This is a genomic window from Homoserinimonas sp. (assembly GCF_056262345.1).
The window spans coordinates 1-17,280 of the sequence record NZ_JBACFR010000021.1; the positions used below are offsets into that span (position 1 = coordinate 1).

Below are 17,280 nucleotides of genomic sequence, written 5' to 3' on the forward strand. Positions count from 1 at the left end.
GGCGTGCCATCTGCGTGGATCTCAAGGTGCAGGTGGGCGCCAGTTGATGCCCCAGTACTGCCGACGAGGCCGACGATCGTGCCAACCGTGACCTGCTGGCCAACGGCGACCTGGATCGATCCCCACTGCATGTGCGCATAAGCGCTCTGGATGCGCTGCCCGTTGACGACGTGATCGATCACCACGTAGTTGCCGAGGCTGTTGTCGCTGACGACGACCTTGCTCACGACACCGTCGGTGATGGCCTGGATCGGAACACCGGAGCCGGGAGTGAAGTCAACACCAAGGTGGTAGGTGGAGCAGAACGAACAGGCCGAGCGCGGGCCGAAGCCATACGTGATCGGCGCTGGGCTGGGGAACGGCCACTGGATGCTGCCACCCGGATTGTTCGTGTAGCTGAAGTTGGGGTTGCCTGCCGTGGCCGAGCCGCGCACAGGAACCGGCTTGACGTAGGCCTTGGCCGTGTAGCTGTCTCGCACGGCCTCAGCAATGGGGGCACCAGCGAGGATGCCGAGCGACTGCACATCCGCGTTGATGTCGGCGAGGGCTCCCAGGCTCTGGGAGGCCTCCGCGGAATCGCCGGCCATAAGCGCGCCACCGGGGATCGTGGTTGAGACGAGAATCGCACCGACGCCGAGCATCGCGGCCATGCTCATGGCCGAGCGCATGAAGCTCTGGGGGCGCCGGACTCGCACACGGCGACGACGCTTGGTCGCGGCATCTGCCGGGGCGGATGCTGCCACAAGCGGCGAGGACGCGGTCGTTGCGCGCACAATGGCCTGCGGCACGGGCGGAACGACGATGGGGGTGCTGTGCGTTACGGGCGCCTGCGGCATCCGCTCAGCGCCTGCTATGCGGTCAACACCTGCGATGCGGTCAGCGCCTGCGCGTTCCTGCTCGCGCATCTGGCGGCGGGTAAGAGGAACCGATCCTGCCGCACCGGTGGGTGCAGCTCCGAACGAGGCAGTCTGCGGACTGCCGTTATCGGCTCGGGTCATCGTTGGGCTCCTACACGCAGCGCCTCGGGACGGCGTTCTGCAGTACAAAGATTCCGCTTAACCGGATGGTTTGTAACGGATTCATAAACACTAATGCAGCGGAGAGCCTATCAGGAACCCCCTTCTGGGGGTGTTTCGCTAGTTAGCGTTTGCCTTGAGCCACGCGTAGGGGTCGACCGGCGTTCCATCGAGGTGGATTTCGAGGTGCAGGTGGGCGCCCGTTGAGTTGCCCGTGCTGCCGACCGCGCCGATCGTGGTTCCCACACTGACTTGCTGGCCTACCGCGACCTGGATCGAACCCCACTGCATGTGGGCGTAAACGCTCTGAACGCGCTGTCCGTTGATCACGTGGTCGATCATGACGTTGTTTCCGAGGCCGCCACCGGAGATGTTGACCTGGCTCACGACGCCATCGGCGATCGACTGGATCGGCACACCGGAGCCCGGGGTGAAGTCAACGCCGAGGTGGTAGCTGGAGCAGTAGGAGCACACATTGCGCGAGCCGAAGCCCGAGCTGATGGGCACGGTGCCGGGGAACGGCCACTGCACGCTGCCGAAGGGGTTGTTCGTGTAGTCGAAGTTGGCGTTACCGCGCAGCGTGGTGATCTGCTGACGAACAGCCTTGGCCTCGTAGGAGTCGCGAGCGACAGCGTCTCCCGCGGCGGCTGCCGAAGCTGCCGCAGCGTTGACCGTGACCTTCTGCGGCTCAACCGTGGCGAGCGAGGCGGTCGAACCCGAGGCGAGGCCCTGGGCCTGAGCCTCGATCTGCTCCGGCGAGTAGAACGCGGTTGCCGGAGTCGTAGTCGAGACGAGAATGGCGAAGACGCCCACCATGGCACTCACGCTGATGACGGAGCGCAGGGTCGACTTGCGGGGGGCGGCAGCAGGCCGACGCGCTGCCACCAGTGCGGGAACAGTGGTCTTGGAAGGCTTGCGTGCCTTTGAGGTTCGGGGAGCCCTGGCAGGCTTCGCAGGAGCGGCGATCTTGTCTGCCCGGCTGCGGTCGCGGCGGAGCGGCCCGGTTGCAGCGGTGGCGGGAGCGGCAGCGGCGGCGGGAACTACCGATTCGGCCGTGGGAATCTCTGCGACGATGTGCGACGATCCGATCGCCAACAGCTCGTCGAAGGCAGAAACAGCGCCGATCAGCGTCGAATCTGCGAGCTCCGTGGTCGACGGCGTCGAGCTAGAAGTCGTTGGGCTCGTTGTAGTGCGGCGCCCCGAGCGACCTATCGCCCGGTGCGAGTTCGATGGCGCCACTAGGCGGCAACCGAGTTTACGCAGGCAAGGGCAAGCATTCGGGACATTTAAAAGAACTCCTACAACACAAATGACCAGCTCAGTTCGGGCTGACTGGTCCGACTAGGTAATGACACATACAAGAAAGGTCCCCGAGGGGACTAAACGAGGCTACCCCAGACCTCTCAAACCTCCCAGCTGAGGTCGTGCTTTAACAGGTATCTCTCAAGGTAGTTAGTCAGCAGCTCATCCCCGGCGATGGTCATCTGGGCGGATGCTGGCGCCCCATTCATACCCACAACCCTCGCCCCCGATTCGCGCGCGATAAGGGCTCCGGCCGCGTGATCCCAGGGCTGAAGGCCTCGCTCGAAGTAGGCATCGAGTCGCCCGCAGGCGACGGAACACAGGTCGAGCGAGGCGGCGCCCATCCTCCGGATGTCGCGTACCTCTCTCAAGAGGGGTTCGAGCATCCGCACCTGCCGCAATCGCACCTCGGAGTCATAGCCGAACCCCGTTCCGACAAGTGCGCGGTCGGGCTGCACTCCCGTATTTGCTCGGATCTCTTCGCCATTCAACCGTGCCCCGCCGCCGGCCGTTGCGGTGAAAACCTCGCCCGATTCCGGGCTCACGACCACGCCGGCGAGCGCCTTCCACGTCAGCGGGTTCGGCTCCCCCTCCACAACGGCAATGCTCACCGCGTAATTCGGGATGCCATACAGATAGTTGACCGTGCCGTCGATGGGGTCCACGACCCAGGTGAGCCCGCTGCTCGATGCGGCGGCGTCACTCTCCTCGCCAAAGAATCCATCGTCGGGGCGCGCCTGCGCAATCTCGGCGCGAATAAATGCCTCGACCTCACGATCGGCGAACGTCACAACATCCACCGCCGACGACTTGCTCGCCGCGACCGCAACCCCCTCCCGGCGGCGGGTCTTTGCAATCTCTGCCGCCCTCAGTGCGATGTCGACGGCAATAGAGAGGAGCGCATCAGGATGCGGTGGCCCAGCGGGCAGATCTGCGGAGGTCATATCGCCATCCTTCCACCGCTCGAGTAGCGGCATTCATGCAGATTTCACTGCGTAAGCTGAATGCTTCACAGGGGAGAAAATCATGGCTAGCGCTTTGTACCGTTTGGGTCTATTTTCTGCGCGGCGCGCATGGCTCGTGATCATCAGCTGGATCGTGGTCCTCGGCATTTCGGTCGGCGCATTCTTGGCCCTCGCCGGCTCCCTCTCCAACAGCTTCGACATCCCCGGCACCGCATCCGGAGCTGTGACAGACCAGCTCGCCGAGAAGCTGCCCGACACCGCTGGCGGCACCGGCACCGTGGTCTATCGCACCGACGACGGAGCCCCCTTTACTGAGCAGCAGAAGCAAGAGATTTCTGAGCTCGCCGAAAGCGCGGCGGACATCGACGGCGTCGCCGCGGTGGTCGACCCTTTTGGCGCCGAACAGCAGCGGGCTGAGCAGCAGCAGCAGCTTGCCTCCGGCGAAGCGGAGATCGCCGCCGGCCGCGCCCAACTCGAAGCCGGTCAGGCTCAACTCGATGCCGGAGCGCAGCAGCTCACCCAGGCCCAGCAGCAGGTGGATGCCGCCCGAGCCCAGGCCGAAGCGGCCGGCCAGGCCGGTGCGGCCATGCTGCAGCAGATCGAAGCCCAGCAGGCCCAGCTCGATGCGCAGAAGGCCGCCATTGCTGAGCAGCAGGCGACACTGGATGCCTCCCGCGCCGAACTTGAGGCGGGCGTCGAATCCCTCGAACTCGGCACAAAGCTGCTCACTCTCGCCGATGGCATCGGCACCGTCTCCCAAGACGGCTCCACCGCAATCGTCAACGTCTCGTTCGTCGACCCCCGCCTCGAGCTCTCCGAGGAGACCAAGCAGGCGGTTATCGACCACTTCGAGGAGACCCCCGTCGATGGCGCTGAGGTGTCGTTCGGCACCGATATTGCCCAGGGAGTGCCCCAGATCTTCGGCATCGGCGAGGTCGTCGGCCTTCTCTTTGCCGCCGTGGTTCTTATCGTCATGCTCGGGTCGCTTGTTGCGGCATCCCTGCCGATCGTTACCGCACTCGTCGGCGTCGGCGTCGGCGTGACCGCATCCCTCGCGTTCTCCGGTGTCGTCGACATGGCATCCGTCACCCCCGTGCTCGGCGTCATGCTCGGCCTCGCGGTGGGCATCGACTACTCGCTGTTCATTGTGAACCGCCACCGCAAGCAGCTGCTCGCCGGTGTGCCGACCCGCGAATCCATCGGGCTCGCCACAGGCACGTCGGGCACTGCCGTCGTGTTCGCCGGTGCGACCGTTGTCGTTGCCCTGCTCGCCCTCAACGTGACGGGCGTGCCGTTCCTCGGCCTCATGGGCACGGTCGGCGCGGTGTGTGTTGCGGTCGCCGTGCTCATCGCCATCACCCTGGCCCCCGCCATCCTGGGCCTCGTCGGGGAGCGTCTGCTGCGCCGCAAGACACGCGCCACGATCGGCAAGCCCGTGGTCGAGAAGGAGGTGCGGCCGATGTCGACCGTGCGGTCGATCATCACCGTGCTGGCGAGCATCATCGTGCTGCTCATCATCGCGATCCCCGCCCTCTCGATGCGGCTCGGGCTGCCCGACGGGTCGAGCGAACCGGCCGACTCCACCAGCTACCGCGCCTTCCAGATCGTGGAGGAGGAGTTCGGTGCCGGAGCCAACGGCCCCATGCTCGTCACCGCTACGGTCGATGGCGGTGTTGACGACGACGACCTGCTCGCAACCCAGGTGCAAATCGCCGAGACCCTGGCTGGCCTGGATGATGTGGTCGCCGTCGCCCCGATCGCCACATCAGACGACAACACCCTTCTGGCGTTCCAGGTGTTGCCGGCCGAGGGGCCCAACAGCGAATCGACAGCGGAACTCGTGCATGAGATCCGCGCCTTGCCAGCCATCGACGACAACATCACGCTCGGCGTCGCAGGTCAGGCCGCCATCAACATCGACATCTCACAGAGCCTCAACGATGTGCTGCCCAGCTACCTCGCGGTGGTCGTTGGCCTCTCGCTGATCATCATGATCGTCGTGTTCCGCTCGCTGCTCGTGCCGCTCATCGCCACGGGCGGGTTCGTGCTCTCGCTGTTCGCCACCTACGGCCTCATCGTCGCCGTGTTCCAGTTCGGCTGGGGAGCCAGCCTCATCGGCATCCACAGCACTGGGCCGATCCTGAGCTTCTTGCCCGTGATTCTCGTGGGCATCCTGTTCGGGTTGGCGATGGACTACCAACTCTTCTTGGCATCCGGGATGCGCGAGGCCTACGTTCACGGATCCAACGCGCGCCTCGCGGTGGCGCAGGGGTTCAGAGCCGGGCGCTCCGTCGTGACCGCCGCAGCGCTCATCATGATCGCCGTGTTCGGTGGGTTCATCTTCTCGGAGTCCACCATCATCCGCTCGATCGGATTCGGCCTGGCCTTCGGAGTGCTGCTCGACGCGTTCGTCGTGCGCATGCTGCTGATGCCCGCGCTCATGCACCTGCTCGGCAAGCCGACCTGGTGGCTGCCGCGCTGGCTCGACAAGATTCTGCCCAACGTAGACATCGAGGGTGCCGCGCTCGAGCGCGACCACCCCGTGCCGCATCCCGTGACGGGGTCGGCACCGTCGGTCGCGCCGCGGCGGTAGCGGGCGCTGGGCTGCCCCGGTCGCTCCCCCGCGCGCTCGCCACGCCCGTGCCCTCGCCGCACCCGCGCACCCGCACCACACCTGGTGAGTGGCCAATTTCTGCGCCAAGAGTCGACTTTTGGCGCAGAAAGTGGCCACTCACGGCGCCAGGATCACGCTCGAAGGCCCCGTCGGCGTCGACTGCAGCGTGTGCTCAACCCGCTGTCCGAGTCGGGGAACATCCCCTCCACCGGTAGTCGTCGTTGCAGCACAGTATCCCGCCTGAACGACCACCAAGCTACTGAGGTGCGCCGTCGGCGGGCCACTCAACCGTTTCGAACCTCTGCACCTCGTAGGGCCACTGCTGGAGTGCCTTCATGATCGGTGTGGATTGGACCGCATGCTCGGCCTTTTGGTGAGCCTCGATCGCAGCCTCATCCTTGAACACGGCAAACTCGTAGACCTTGTCGGGGTTCTTGGGGTCTCGCAGCACCATCGCGAGGATGTTCCCCGGTTCGGTGCGCACCTGGCTCAGCACCTCGCCGAGCTTTTCCTCGAGCTCAGCTCGTCGTCCGGGCTGGGGGGTCATCGTTACCAATGCGGCTAATGGCATGCCGTCTCCGTTCTCGTCGCGGGGCGAGTCATACGCCCTCTTCCATAACGGGCTGGCCGCCTAGGTAGGCAGCCTTTACCCGAACGTCGTTCTCGATCTCTTGTCCGGTCCCTGTCACGAGAGTGCTCCCGAGCACCATCACCTGCACGCGGTCACAAGCGGCAACCACCATGTCGATGTGGTGTTCGACGAGCACAATGCCCATACCCCACTCCTCGGCAAGCAGGCGCAGCAGGCTCGTGAGCTCGCTCACCTCGTTGGCATCGAGGCCGGCGGCTGGCTCGTCGAGCAACACAACCGACGGTGAACCGGCGACCGCACGAGCAATGCCGGCCAGGCGTCGCACGCTGAAGGGAACCTCGCTCGGCTTGTCGTCCAGGTAGGGCTCCAACTTGAACAGCTCGATGGCGGCACGAGCCGAGGGCGAGATCCTGCTGTGCGCCGGGGTGACCAGGTCGCGGAGATGAGCGCCGATGCCGCCGCTCTCATTGCCGACGATCACGTTCTCACCGATCGTGAGATCCTCGAACAGCTCGATCCCCTGAAAGGATCGCCCCACTCCGGCGACTGCTCGGCGATGGGGCGGCTGCTTCGATAGGTCGGTCTCACCGAGAAATACGCCACCCCTGCTAGGGATGTACCCGGTGATCGCATCGAGCGCCGCTGTCTTTCCTGCACCGTTCGGCCCGATGAGTCCGAGAATCTCACCGGGGTGCACCGTGAGGGACAGCTCATTAACCGCTTTGACGGTGCCGAACTCCACGCAGAGTCCCTCGACGCGCAATGCAGCGGGAGCAACTCGCACGACTGCCAAACCATCCTCAGGGGCGAGCGTGGTCCGCCTGCGCTGAGGCCTGAACCGCCGCACCATCGCGCCGATCGATTCCGCGATGCTCGGGATGATGCCACTGGGCTGCAAAACCAGCGTCAACGTGAGCATGAGGCCGCTGATCAGGGGGAGGATCTCATCGATGCCCAGGAACCCAGCCCAGGTGTAGATGATGCCGCCGCTCGCGATGATGCCCGCCATAGCGCCGCCACCGATCGATCCGACACCGGCCAAGATCACCGTTCCCACCAAGAGGAGAGAGCCGAAGGCGCTGAATTCGCCGAACGTGGCGATCCCCGTTCGTTGGGTCGCCAGCACTCCATAAAGGCCCGCGATGAACGCCGCCAAGAGAAAGGCGAAGATCTTGGTTGACGAGACTCCGATGCCGATCGAGGCCGCTGCCCGTTCGTTGTCACGAACGGCGAGGAGACGCCGACCAGAGGGGCCCCGCCGAATATGCACGAGGAGCAGCCCCACGAGAACGACGATCACCAGGACGACGGCCGCGTAACGCGTCGGATCGACGACCGTTGAGATCGACCATCCGAAGATCGTCGGCTCCCCCGTCGATATGCCGGCAATGCCGCCATTGAGGCTGTTGTTATTGAAGATCAGCGACTCCGCGACGGCTCCGAGGGCCAGCGTGATGACGGCGAGGTTGGCCCCGCGAGCCCGGATAGCCGGGATCGCGACAAGGAGTCCCACAGGCAGTGCGAGCGCCGCTCCTGCGAGCATTGCGGGGATCAGCGACCAGCCCCATGAGCTGGCGATGTGGGCACCCAGAAGCGCCGAAACGCCCGCGAATGCATACGGAGCGAGGTTGAACTGGCCGGTGTACCCCGTGATCACGATGATCGACATGGCGATCAGAATCACGAGCGCGGTCGTCGTGATGGGCCCAACCCAGGCGGTCGGCCCTAGGAGGGCTGCGCCGAGAAGGACAACCGCGACGCCGACAATGCCCGTTCGCCCAAACCGCGCATTGCCGACAGACGGCAGGCGTTCATTGAGATCGCCGCGAATGGGCAGGCTCTTGCCGCGGACCACCAGCAGAACGATGATGGCCACGAACGGCACCGCATTGGCGAGCCCCGGGATCGAGGTATTGCTGCTGACCACCGACGAGATCGAGCCCAGAACCAACCCCGCAATGAATGCGCTGGGGAACGACGAGAACCGGCCAGCGATCGAGGCGGCAAGCGCAGGGACGATCAGCATCGAAAGGTTGCCGATCTGAAGACCTGAAATGGGGACGATGAGGCAGCCGCACAACCCGGCGAGTCCTGCGCCGAGCGCCCAGTTGCCCGTCGCTACCAGACGAGGCGAGGCGCCCAACGCGGCGACGGCGTCCGCGTTCTGCCAGACGCCCGTAGTGAGTCGCCCGAACTGAGTGAACTTGTAGATGCACCACAGTGACACGGTGACGAGGATGCCGAGGGCAAGCACGATGAGACGGTCGGCGCCGATCGCGGCGCCTTCCCATAGCCGCACCGAATCCGAAGGAAGGTAGCTCGACACGAGTCGGTCATCCGACCCATACATAAGGGAGACCCCAGCCTGCAGCGAGATCAAGATGCCCAGCGTTACGCAGACGCGGGTCATCGTCGACCCGTTGCGCATGGGGCTCATGATGGCGACCTGCACGAGAACCCCGAACAGCGCCGCCGCGATGACGACGATGAGAATCGCTAACGGCGCCGCGATTCCCCGATCAACATGCAAGTCGACGAACAGATAGGCGCTCGCCATTGCGATCGCTCCGTGCGCAAGGTTGAGCACGCCCGAGCTGCGATAGATCGCAACGATCCCCTGCGCCAGGAGCCCGTAGATCGCGCCGCTTCCCAGCCCGAGCACCGCAAACATCAATAGATCCATGAGTTACTCTCCGCTCGCAGCGAGAACGTGGAGACGTTCAATCTCAGCGAGCCTGTCTCTGAAGTTGGCGGAGTCGCCCTCGAGGGCAAGCACCCCCTGGCGGAGTACGACGAATTTGTCGGAAAGGTCGACGGCTCGGCCAATGACCTGTTCGACGGCGAGCACCGCAGTTCCTCGCCGGGCCGTCTCGCGGAGTAGGCTCCACACCTCTTCCACCGCAAGAGGCGAAAGCCCCTGCGACAGCTCATCAACCAATAAGATCTTGGGCTTTCGGCTGAGTGCCCGCACGACGCTAAGCAGCTGCTGCTCGCCCCCCGAAAGCAACCCAGCCCGCCGGTTGATCAAGCGGCCGAGCACGGGGGCCTGCTCGACAACCGCGGCGACATCCACCTTGGCGAGACGAAGGTTGTCGCGAACGCTGAGGTCCGGGATCAGCGACCGATCGTCGCCGATGTACGCGAGACCAGCCCTCGCCCGCCGGTGTAAGGGCCCCTTGGCAACCTGCCCGTCGAACCACACCTCGCCAGAGAGCGGCTTGAGCAAGCCCGCCAGCGTACGCAGCAAAGTTGTCTTGCCCGCCCCATTTGGCCCGAGCAATGCCATGATCTGCCCAGGAGCTACCGTCAGGTTGAGATCGCGCATTACGGCGAGGTCTCCGTAACCAGCCGAGAGGCTCCTCGCCTCTAGTACCGCACCCCGGAGGGACTCCGTAGTCTGGAGCCCCTCCGGCTGCGCGTTGTCCGCAGTTGTCATTCCTGGATTACTTCGTCGCGTCGACGAAGCCGTCCGAGATCTGTTCGCGGACGCCATCCTTTGTCTCGAAGGTCATCACTCCCATGCCTGCAAGGCGCTCCGCTCCCTTCAGCGGGCCGGGCTTGGAGAAGGTCAGGACCGTATCGCCCGTGAGGCCGCGGGTGTCGAGGCTCTCGGCCGAGTCAAGGGCCTTGACCAGCTTCTCAGCCGTCGGGTTCTCTTCTCCCGCCACGAGATCAGCGATGATGTGCACCGCAAGCCACGTGACCGCCGAGACCGAATCCTGCTTTGCCTCTGGGTCGTGCGCCTCCATCGCCTTCACCCACGCCTTAGCTCCGGGATCGGAGGCGGGGAGGATATTCGCGACGGTAAAGAGGTTGTCCGCAAGCGGTCCGAGTTCTTCGATGTCCGCGGGGTAGAAGTTGCTGTTGGACGTGGCGAAGACGCCGTCGTATCCCTGCTGGCGCAGGCTCTTCAGGATGCGGGGCGCGTCGCCCGGGTTGCATGAGCAGACAGCAGCGTCGGCATCGAGCGCAACGACCTGAGCGGCAGCGGCAGACATATCGGGAGCACCCAAGTCGATCCGGACTGTTCCGACAACTTCTCCACCAGCGGCTTCGATACCGCGCTCCGCGAAGCTGCCGACGAAGTCCGCCTGAGCGTTCTCAGGCTTAATGAGCGCGACCTTGTCGCCGCCCTCCTCAACCGCAATGCGGCCTGCAGCCAGGTGGATGCCCGCAACCCCAGAGGTGAGCGGGTACGAGAGTGGGTTCTGCGTCTGGTCGGGCGAGTTGCCCGTCAGCGCGAGGAACGGAATTCCCGAGGCCTCGATGGCCGGCCACAGCTGCGGCGTGAACATGTTGAGTACGCCGACGAACGCTACGACGCCGCCGTCGACTGCCGCCTGCACGCAGGCCGCAGCCTTGTTGGGGTTGAACTCATCGTTGCATTCAACGATCTCGATCTCGCGACCGTCAACGCCGCCCGCAGCGTTGATCTCGTCTGCGGCAGCTTGCGCTCCCGCCGCCGACTGCCCAAAGGACATGGTGGGACTCGAAAGAGTTTCGGTCACCATGATCTTGATCGGACCGCTCGCGGCCGATTCTGCCGGCTCGGTGGCTTCGCCACTTCCGCACGCACTGAGCGCGAGCGTCGCCACCAATGCCGAGCCCATCATGACATTCCGAGCCTTGACGCTCTTCACCTTCTTGACCGCAACCACGTTTCCTCCTTTGGAAAGCTAGTGGGCACAATCTATGCAACGTTAGTAACTAATACAAGGATAATTTATTTTCCTGGCGAATCACGGCCACGGCCGGTTCGCACCAGCGCCTTCTGCAACGAAGCGAGATCGCATGATGTTCAGAGGGCCACTCATCCAGACACAAGAAAAGCCCCCAGCAATTCGCTGAGGGCTTTCGTTGTTGTGGTGGTGGCAAGTGAGGGATTCGAACCCCCGAATGCTGAGCAGTCTGATTTACAGTCAGATCCCTTTGGCCGCTTGGGTAACTTGCCCCGCTCCTCCGACCACATGTAATCATCTGATCGAAGGCGCTGAGAACAGAATACAGGGTTTGGAGCGTGCTCGTGAACGCGTCATCGCTCCCCCAATCGGGGAGGGCGCGCACTACCGGCGCGATGCGGCGAATAGGATCGGCTCGACAGCAGGAGGAGAACGATGCCGGGGATCCAAGCGGTGGCGCAGCTCGCCGGGGTGAGCACAGCCACGGTGTCGCGTGCTCTCAGCGGCAAGTCCAACGTGTCAGAAAAGTCCAAGGACGCCGTTCTTTCTGCCGCAAAAGAACTCGGCTACGTCGTCAGTTCCAACGCGTCCAGCTTGGCCACGGGGCGCACGCGCAATATCGGCGTCGTCGTTCCCTTCTTAACCAAGTGGTTTTACACCTCCGTCTTGGAGGGGGCCGAAAGCGCCCTACTCAGCCACGGTTACGACCTCACCCTCTACAACCTTGCGGGCGGCGGAGACGAGCGGCGCAGCGTGTTCGAACACTTCTTGCTGCGCAAACGGGTGGATGCGGTGATCGCGATTTCGCTTGAGCTCACCCCCAAAGAGCTCACGGGTCTGCTCGCTCTCGACAAGCCTGTGGTCGGCGTTGGCGGGCCTTTGCGCGGCGTGCACACGCTGAGCATCGACGATGTGGCCGTGGCCCAGCTCGCCACCGAGCACCTGCTCTCCCTCGGGCACACGAGCATCGCCCACATCGGCGGCACCAAAGACTTCGAGCGCGACTTTCACCTGCCCACGAACCGCCGCATCGGCTACGAGTCAGCGCTCGAGGCCATGGGCATCCCCGTGAACCCTGGCCTGTTTCGGGCCGCGAACTTTAGCCTCGAGGGTGGGTACGAGGCCGCGAAACAGTTGCTGGGCTCACCGCGCGACCGACCAACGGCGATCTTTGCAGCATCCGATGAGATGGCGATTGGCGCGATTCTCGCCGCCCGCGATATGGGGCTCAGCGTGCCTGACGACATCTCCATCGTCGGCATCGACGACCACGAACTGAGCGCGTTCTTCGGCCTCACCACGGTGGCCCAGTTCCCCGAACTGCAGGGGCGCATGGCCGCCGAGCTGCTGCTCGACCAGCTGCATCCCGAAACCCGCAAGCCGGGTTCCATCAACACGGCGCTGCCCTTCGACCTGGTCGTTCGGTCAAGTACTGCCCGCCCCCGCAGCGGCCGCTAAGAGAGGCGGCCGGCTCAGCCGAAAGCGACCGTCGCCGCCGCCTCGGCATAGCGGTTGGCAGCGTCTGCCACTGAATGGGCATAAGCATCCGACCGGTTATAGGCATGGATGCCGGCCCGCCAACCATCCTCATCCACCATGTCCGGGCTCGACCGGCACAGGTAGTTCGAGGCGGCAATCACAGCGTCGTCGATATTCTGCGGATCCTCGACGCCATCGCTATTGCCGTCCACGTGCCAGTTGCGCCACGTGCCGGGAATGATCTGCATCGGCCCCACCGCCCGGTCGTGGGTGGCGTCGCCGTCGATCGTGCCGCCATCGGAATCCGGGATGCTGGCCACACCGTTTCCGTCGAGGGCGATCCCATAGATGGGCGGCATCGTGGCGCCATCGGTCGCGATGGTCGACCCGCCATAGCGGCCGTGGTCACTTTCTATGAGCCCAATCGCGGCGAGGTGGTTCCATCCGATGCCGCAGTCGGCCCGGTCGGTGGATTTGAATAGCGCAGCACCGGCGTAGGCGGCGAGCGCCCGTTCGGGGATGCCGGTTGCCTGGGCCGTCGCTCGAACCCAGTCGGGGTCTGCCCTGCCCACGGCGCCCGGCGCAGGGACCTCGGCCTCGGGGGGCAGCGGCGATGGGGCCGCATAGGCCGCGCCGCTCTGGCGAGGAACCTCAGAGGTGCTGGTGTGGTCGCCGGTCGGAGTGAGCAGCATGGCGACGATCGCTACGGTTCCTCCCAGCGCGATGACCCCCGCGGCAATGCCGCCGACGAGTGCCCACTCGGTCGGTCGCCGGGAGCGGTTATCGCGCCCATCCGGCCCCTCCCCCCGTGGCTTTGCGGCATTCGGTGAGGGGTAACGCATCCCCCGACCCTACCCAGCCCGACCGCCGGTAACATGGGCGTCATGGCAGATTCAACTTTTGACATCGTCAGCAAGGTCGACAAGATGGAGGCCGACAACGCGCTCCACCAGGCGCAGAAGGAACTCTCTCAGCGCTACGACTTTAAGAACGTCGGAGCATCCGTCGACTGGAGCGGCGAAAAGCTGCTGCTCAAGGCCAGCTCAGAGGAGCGGGTCAAGGCCGTGCTCGAGGTTCTCGAACAAAAGTTCATCAAGCGCGGCATCAGCCTGCGCAGCCTCGACGCCGGGGAGCCGTTCCCCTCTGGCAAGGAGTACCGCATCGAAGCGAGCCTGAAGCAGGGCATCGCTCAGGAGGATGCGAAGAAGATCAACAAGATCATTCGCGACGAGGGCCCGAAGGGCGTGAAGAGCCAGATCCAGGGTGACGAACTGCGGGTCAGCTCCAAGAGCCGGGACGACCTTCAGGCCACGATGGCGCTGCTCAAGGGCGCCGACCTTGACGTGGACCTTCAGTTCGTGAACTTCAGGTAGCTCCGCGTGGGGATGGAGTGGGTCGCCACCTTCTGGGTGGTGTTCGGCATCATTGTGGATGTCGCCATTCGGGTCTTCGCCGTCGTCTATGTGCCCATAAACCGGCGCCCGCAGACGGCGATGGCGTGGCTCCTCGCCATCTTTCTCATCCCCTACGTGGGCTTCATCCTGTTTCTCGTCTTCGGCAACTCCAAGCTGCCCAAGAAGCGCCGCAACAAGCAAGACGAGATCAGCCGCTTCATCCTTGAGACCACTCAGGGTGTCGACGACGTGCGCAAGAACACTCCGTGGCCGAGCTGGCTCGAAAACGCTGTGTTGCTCAACCGAACCCTGGGCGCGATGCCCATGGTCGGCGACAACTCCGCCAAGCTGTACCCGCACTACGAAGAGTCGCTCGTTGCCATGACCGAGGCCGTTGATCGCGCGCGTCGGTATGTGCACGCGGAGTTTTACATTGTGGCGTACGACTCAACGACCAAGCCGTTTTTCACAGCGCTGGAGAATGCGGTCAAACGAGGCGTCACCGTGCGGGTGATGCTCGACCACATCGCCTCGATTCGTAGCCCCGGCTATCGGCGCACTATCCGCAGGCTCAAGCAGGCCGGGGTGCAGTGGCAACTGATGCTGCCGTTCCAGCCTCTGCGCGGCAAGTACCAGCGCATCGACCTGCGCAACCATCGCAAGCTGCTCGTCGTCGACGGCGAAGTCGCGTTCACTGGCTCGCAGAACATGATCGACTCCAGCTACAACAAACGGGGAAATCTGCGCCACGGCCTGCACTGGAAAGACCTCATGGTGCGCTTCGAGGGCCCCATCGTTGCCGGAATCAACGCTCTGTTCATCACGGACTGGTACTCAGAGACCGATGAGATGCTGCCCCGTGAACCGGCAGTGATCCGCGATGTGCGACCAGAGAATCCGCTCGACGCTCAAGTCGTGCCCAGCGGCCCCGCGTTCCAGGGCGAGAACAACCTCCGTCTGTTCAACGACCTCATCTACGCCGCCGAGGAGCGGGTGATCATCACGAGCCCGTATTTCGTGCCGGACGAGTCGATGCTTTACGCCATCACCACGGCAGCGCAGAGCGGGGTCGACGTGCAGCTCTTCGTCTCAGAGGTCGCCGATCAAAAGGTCGTCTATCACGCTCAGCGCAGCTATTACGAGGCACTGTTGCGCTCGGGAGTGCGCATTTGGCTCTACGAATCCCCCATCGTGCTGCACGCCAAGCACTTCACGATCGATGACGCTGTCGCTGTGATCGGCTCGAGCAATATGGACATGCGATCGTTCAGCCTCAACCTCGAAATCTCGGTCATGGTGCATGGGCGCAGCTTCGTGCAGGACCTCCGCGAGCTGGAGCAGACGTACCGCGACCGCAGCCGGGAGCTGACTCTCGACGAGTGGCTCACCCGGCCTTTGCGCTCCGCTGTGCTCGACAACGTGGCCAGGCTCACCGCCACCGTTCAGTAGGTTTGGGCGGCGTCACGGCCGTCGTTGGCTAGACTCCACGGGTGACCGCCGCAGTATCAACGCCCCTCGCGGCGACCACCCCACCCGGTCGCCTGTTTATCGCACCCCTCACCGGCATCCGCGCACTCGCCGCGTTCTGGGTCTTCCTGCGGCACTATCGCACCGAGCTCATCGACGCCTTCCCCGGAATGCATCTGCTCGCGCCGCTCATGAACGTCGGTTACCTGGGCGTTGACCTCTTCTTCATTCTGAGCGGTTTCATCCTCACTGTGACCCACCTCGACACCATGACCACGCGATACGACTGGCGCAAGAGTGTGGGGTTCCTCTGGCTCAGGCTCGGGCGGGTGTGGCCGCTCACGGCATTCGTACTCATGCTCTTCGGCGCCTACTTCATCGTCATGTTCTGGATCACCGGCGACCCCGTCTGGGCCGCTGAGGTCGACGTGCCCCGGCTTGTTGAGCACCTCTTTCTCGTCCACGCCTGGTACCCGCACGAGCTCGACTGGAACGGACTCGACTGGTCGATCAGCGCCGAATGGATGGCCTACCTCACGTTCGGCCTCGGCGGCGTTCTTGTGCTCGCCCGCTACGCCAAGGTTGTGACCCCGCGCGGCATGCTCATCACGATGGCGCTGCTCACGCTGCCCATGATCATCGTGGGGTTCAGCATGCAGGACGACACCATCCTGCTGTTCAGCAACGACAGCTGGGACATCATGGGCGGCATGGTCGCCGTTCGCGTGCTCACGGAGTTCTGGATCGGCGCCATCCTCGCTGTCTTTCTCAAAGACCGGATGCGTCGCGGCATCCAGTCCCGCGTGCCGTTGCCCACCATCACTGCTTTCGCCATCGTCGTCGTGATCTACCTGGTCACCGCGTTCGACCCTCGCCGCTTCCCCCGCGCCGGGCAGCCCGAGTTCTATAACGGCGTCGACCAGATCGCTCCCACGGAATCGATCATCGTGCTGCCACTGCTCGTTCTGCTGATCGGAGCCCTCGCCGTGTGCGGTCGCGACCCCCTCGCTCGGCTCCTCTCCACTCGGCCCTTCCTCGTGGGAGGACGCGTGTCGTACGCGCTCTACCTGTCGCATCCGCTCGTCATCGGCGCGGGCCTGCTCGTCACCCAGGGCACGGGCGCGACGGGAGGCTGGCTCGCCGTAATCGCCATCCTCGTGATGGCCGCCTCCTGGGTATTCGCGTGGGTTCTGTGGCGGCTCGTCGAGGAGCCGGCGCGCAAGACCGCCCGGCGCATGATGCCGGCGCGCTTCAGCGCGTAGCGCGCCTTCCGCGCGCGCTCCCGAGCTCAAGCCCTTTTCCGCTGAGGGGGCCAAAATGCGTCTTCCCCAGCATCCGCAGGACGCTTTGTGGACCCCTCAGGTTCCCGAGGCGCGGCCTCGCCGCGTCGGGTTCGCTTCTCCCCAGCGCGCAAACGTGTGCGCCGTTCACACCCGGGTGGCTTTTCACTCGCGACTAGCCCTTGCCCCAGAAACCATGGGCCATGGCCGCTCGAATCCCGCTCCCGTCGTCACTCTCCGGTGGCCCATTCACGTCGAGTCAGGGCTCCGCTTCGGGGCTCAGCCCAAGTCGGCTCGCCGGCTCGGACCTCGTTCGACCGTTCCACGGGGTCCGCACAACCGAAAGCTCGCTGAGCCTCGAATCCCGATGCGCCGCCTTCCAGCTCAGGATGCCCTCCGACGCGTACTTCTGCTCGGTCACGGCTGCGCTGCTCCTGGGTGTCCCCCTCCCTCCCCGGCTTGAGTTACGCCACGAATTGCACGTTGCCGTAC

Annotated in this window: 13 protein-coding genes, 1 tRNA gene and 1 pseudogene; 6 read left to right on the plus strand and 9 right to left on the minus strand. The window is 64.4% G+C overall.

What is annotated here, in order from left to right; genetic code table 11:
* The 3 genes from AC062T_RS01035 to AC062T_RS01045 form a co-directional block, all read right to left on the minus strand.
* A partial coding sequence (locus AC062T_RS01035; RefSeq protein ID WP_476026572.1) for a M23 family metallopeptidase occupies positions 1-998 on the minus strand: 998 nt, incomplete at its 3' end.
* A gap of 138 nt (positions 999-1,136) precedes the next feature.
* A complete protein-coding gene (locus AC062T_RS01040; RefSeq protein WP_476026574.1) occupies positions 1,137-2,255 on the minus strand; it encodes a M23 family metallopeptidase in 1,119 nt (372 codons plus the stop codon).
* 164 nt (positions 2,256-2,419) lie between these two features.
* Positions 2,420-3,262: an inositol monophosphatase family protein gene (locus tag AC062T_RS01045; protein WP_476026576.1), complete on the minus strand. Its 843-nt coding sequence runs from the start codon at positions 3,260-3,262 to the stop codon at positions 2,420-2,422.
* Between the two features lie 82 nt (positions 3,263-3,344).
* On the opposite strand from AC062T_RS01045, the gene AC062T_RS01050 reads away from it, so the two are divergent.
* A complete protein-coding gene (locus tag AC062T_RS01050) occupies positions 3,345-5,876 on the plus strand; it encodes an MMPL family transporter (protein WP_476026578.1) in 2,532 nt (843 codons plus the stop codon).
* 277 nt (positions 5,877-6,153) lie between these two features.
* Here the strand turns inward: AC062T_RS01050 and AC062T_RS01055 are convergent, their stop codons facing one another.
* The 5 genes from AC062T_RS01055 to AC062T_RS01075 form a co-directional block, all read right to left on the minus strand.
* The gene (locus tag AC062T_RS01055) at positions 6,154-6,468 is read right to left on the minus strand and encodes an antibiotic biosynthesis monooxygenase family protein (protein ID WP_476026580.1); all 315 of its coding nucleotides are present in this window, start codon (positions 6,466-6,468) and stop codon (positions 6,154-6,156) included.
* Positions 6,469-6,496: 28 nt separating this feature from the next.
* Positions 6,497-9,172 (minus strand): ABC transporter permease subunit, encoded by a 2,676-nt coding sequence (locus tag AC062T_RS01060; RefSeq protein ID WP_476026582.1) that lies wholly within the window; start codon positions 9,170-9,172, stop codon positions 6,497-6,499.
* Positions 9,173-9,175: 3 nt separating this feature from the next.
* On the minus strand, positions 9,176-9,925 hold the full coding sequence (locus AC062T_RS01065) for an ABC transporter ATP-binding protein (protein ID WP_476026584.1): 750 nt from the start codon (positions 9,923-9,925) through the stop codon (positions 9,176-9,178).
* A 7-nt stretch (positions 9,926-9,932) separates the two neighbouring features.
* Positions 9,933-11,147, minus strand: coding sequence for an ABC transporter substrate-binding protein (locus tag AC062T_RS01070; RefSeq protein WP_476026586.1), 1,215 nt, complete (start codon positions 11,145-11,147; stop codon positions 9,933-9,935).
* Between the two features lie 208 nt (positions 11,148-11,355).
* Positions 11,356-11,440: transfer RNA gene (locus AC062T_RS01075), tRNA-Tyr, on the minus strand.
* Positions 11,441-11,603: 163 nt separating this feature from the next.
* Between AC062T_RS01075 and AC062T_RS01080 the strand changes: the two genes are divergently transcribed.
* A complete protein-coding gene (locus AC062T_RS01080) occupies positions 11,604-12,626 on the plus strand; it encodes a LacI family DNA-binding transcriptional regulator (protein ID WP_476026588.1) in 1,023 nt (340 codons plus the stop codon).
* A 14-nt stretch (positions 12,627-12,640) separates the two neighbouring features.
* Here AC062T_RS01080 and AC062T_RS01085 read toward each other — a convergent pair whose 3' ends face one another.
* A complete protein-coding gene (locus AC062T_RS01085) occupies positions 12,641-13,489 on the minus strand; it encodes a lytic transglycosylase domain-containing protein (RefSeq protein ID WP_476026590.1) in 849 nt (282 codons plus the stop codon).
* Positions 13,490-13,531: 42 nt separating this feature from the next.
* On the opposite strand from AC062T_RS01085, the gene AC062T_RS01090 reads away from it, so the two are divergent.
* From AC062T_RS01090 to AC062T_RS01105, 4 genes and pseudogenes are all read left to right on the plus strand, one after another.
* Entirely contained in the window at positions 13,532-14,020 is a 489-nt protein-coding gene (locus tag AC062T_RS01090; protein WP_108518653.1) for a YajQ family cyclic di-GMP-binding protein, read from the plus strand.
* A gap of 12 nt (positions 14,021-14,032) precedes the next feature.
* Entirely contained in the window at positions 14,033-15,490 is a 1,458-nt protein-coding gene (cls, locus tag AC062T_RS01095) for a cardiolipin synthase (protein WP_476026592.1), read from the plus strand.
* A gap of 41 nt (positions 15,491-15,531) precedes the next feature.
* On the plus strand, positions 15,532-16,770 hold the full coding sequence (locus AC062T_RS01100) for an acyltransferase family protein (RefSeq protein WP_476026594.1): 1,239 nt from the start codon (positions 15,532-15,534) through the stop codon (positions 16,768-16,770).
* 221 nt (positions 16,771-16,991) lie between these two features.
* Positions 16,992-17,280 (plus strand): annotated as a pseudogene (locus tag AC062T_RS01105) (endonuclease domain-containing protein); the annotation flags it as partial.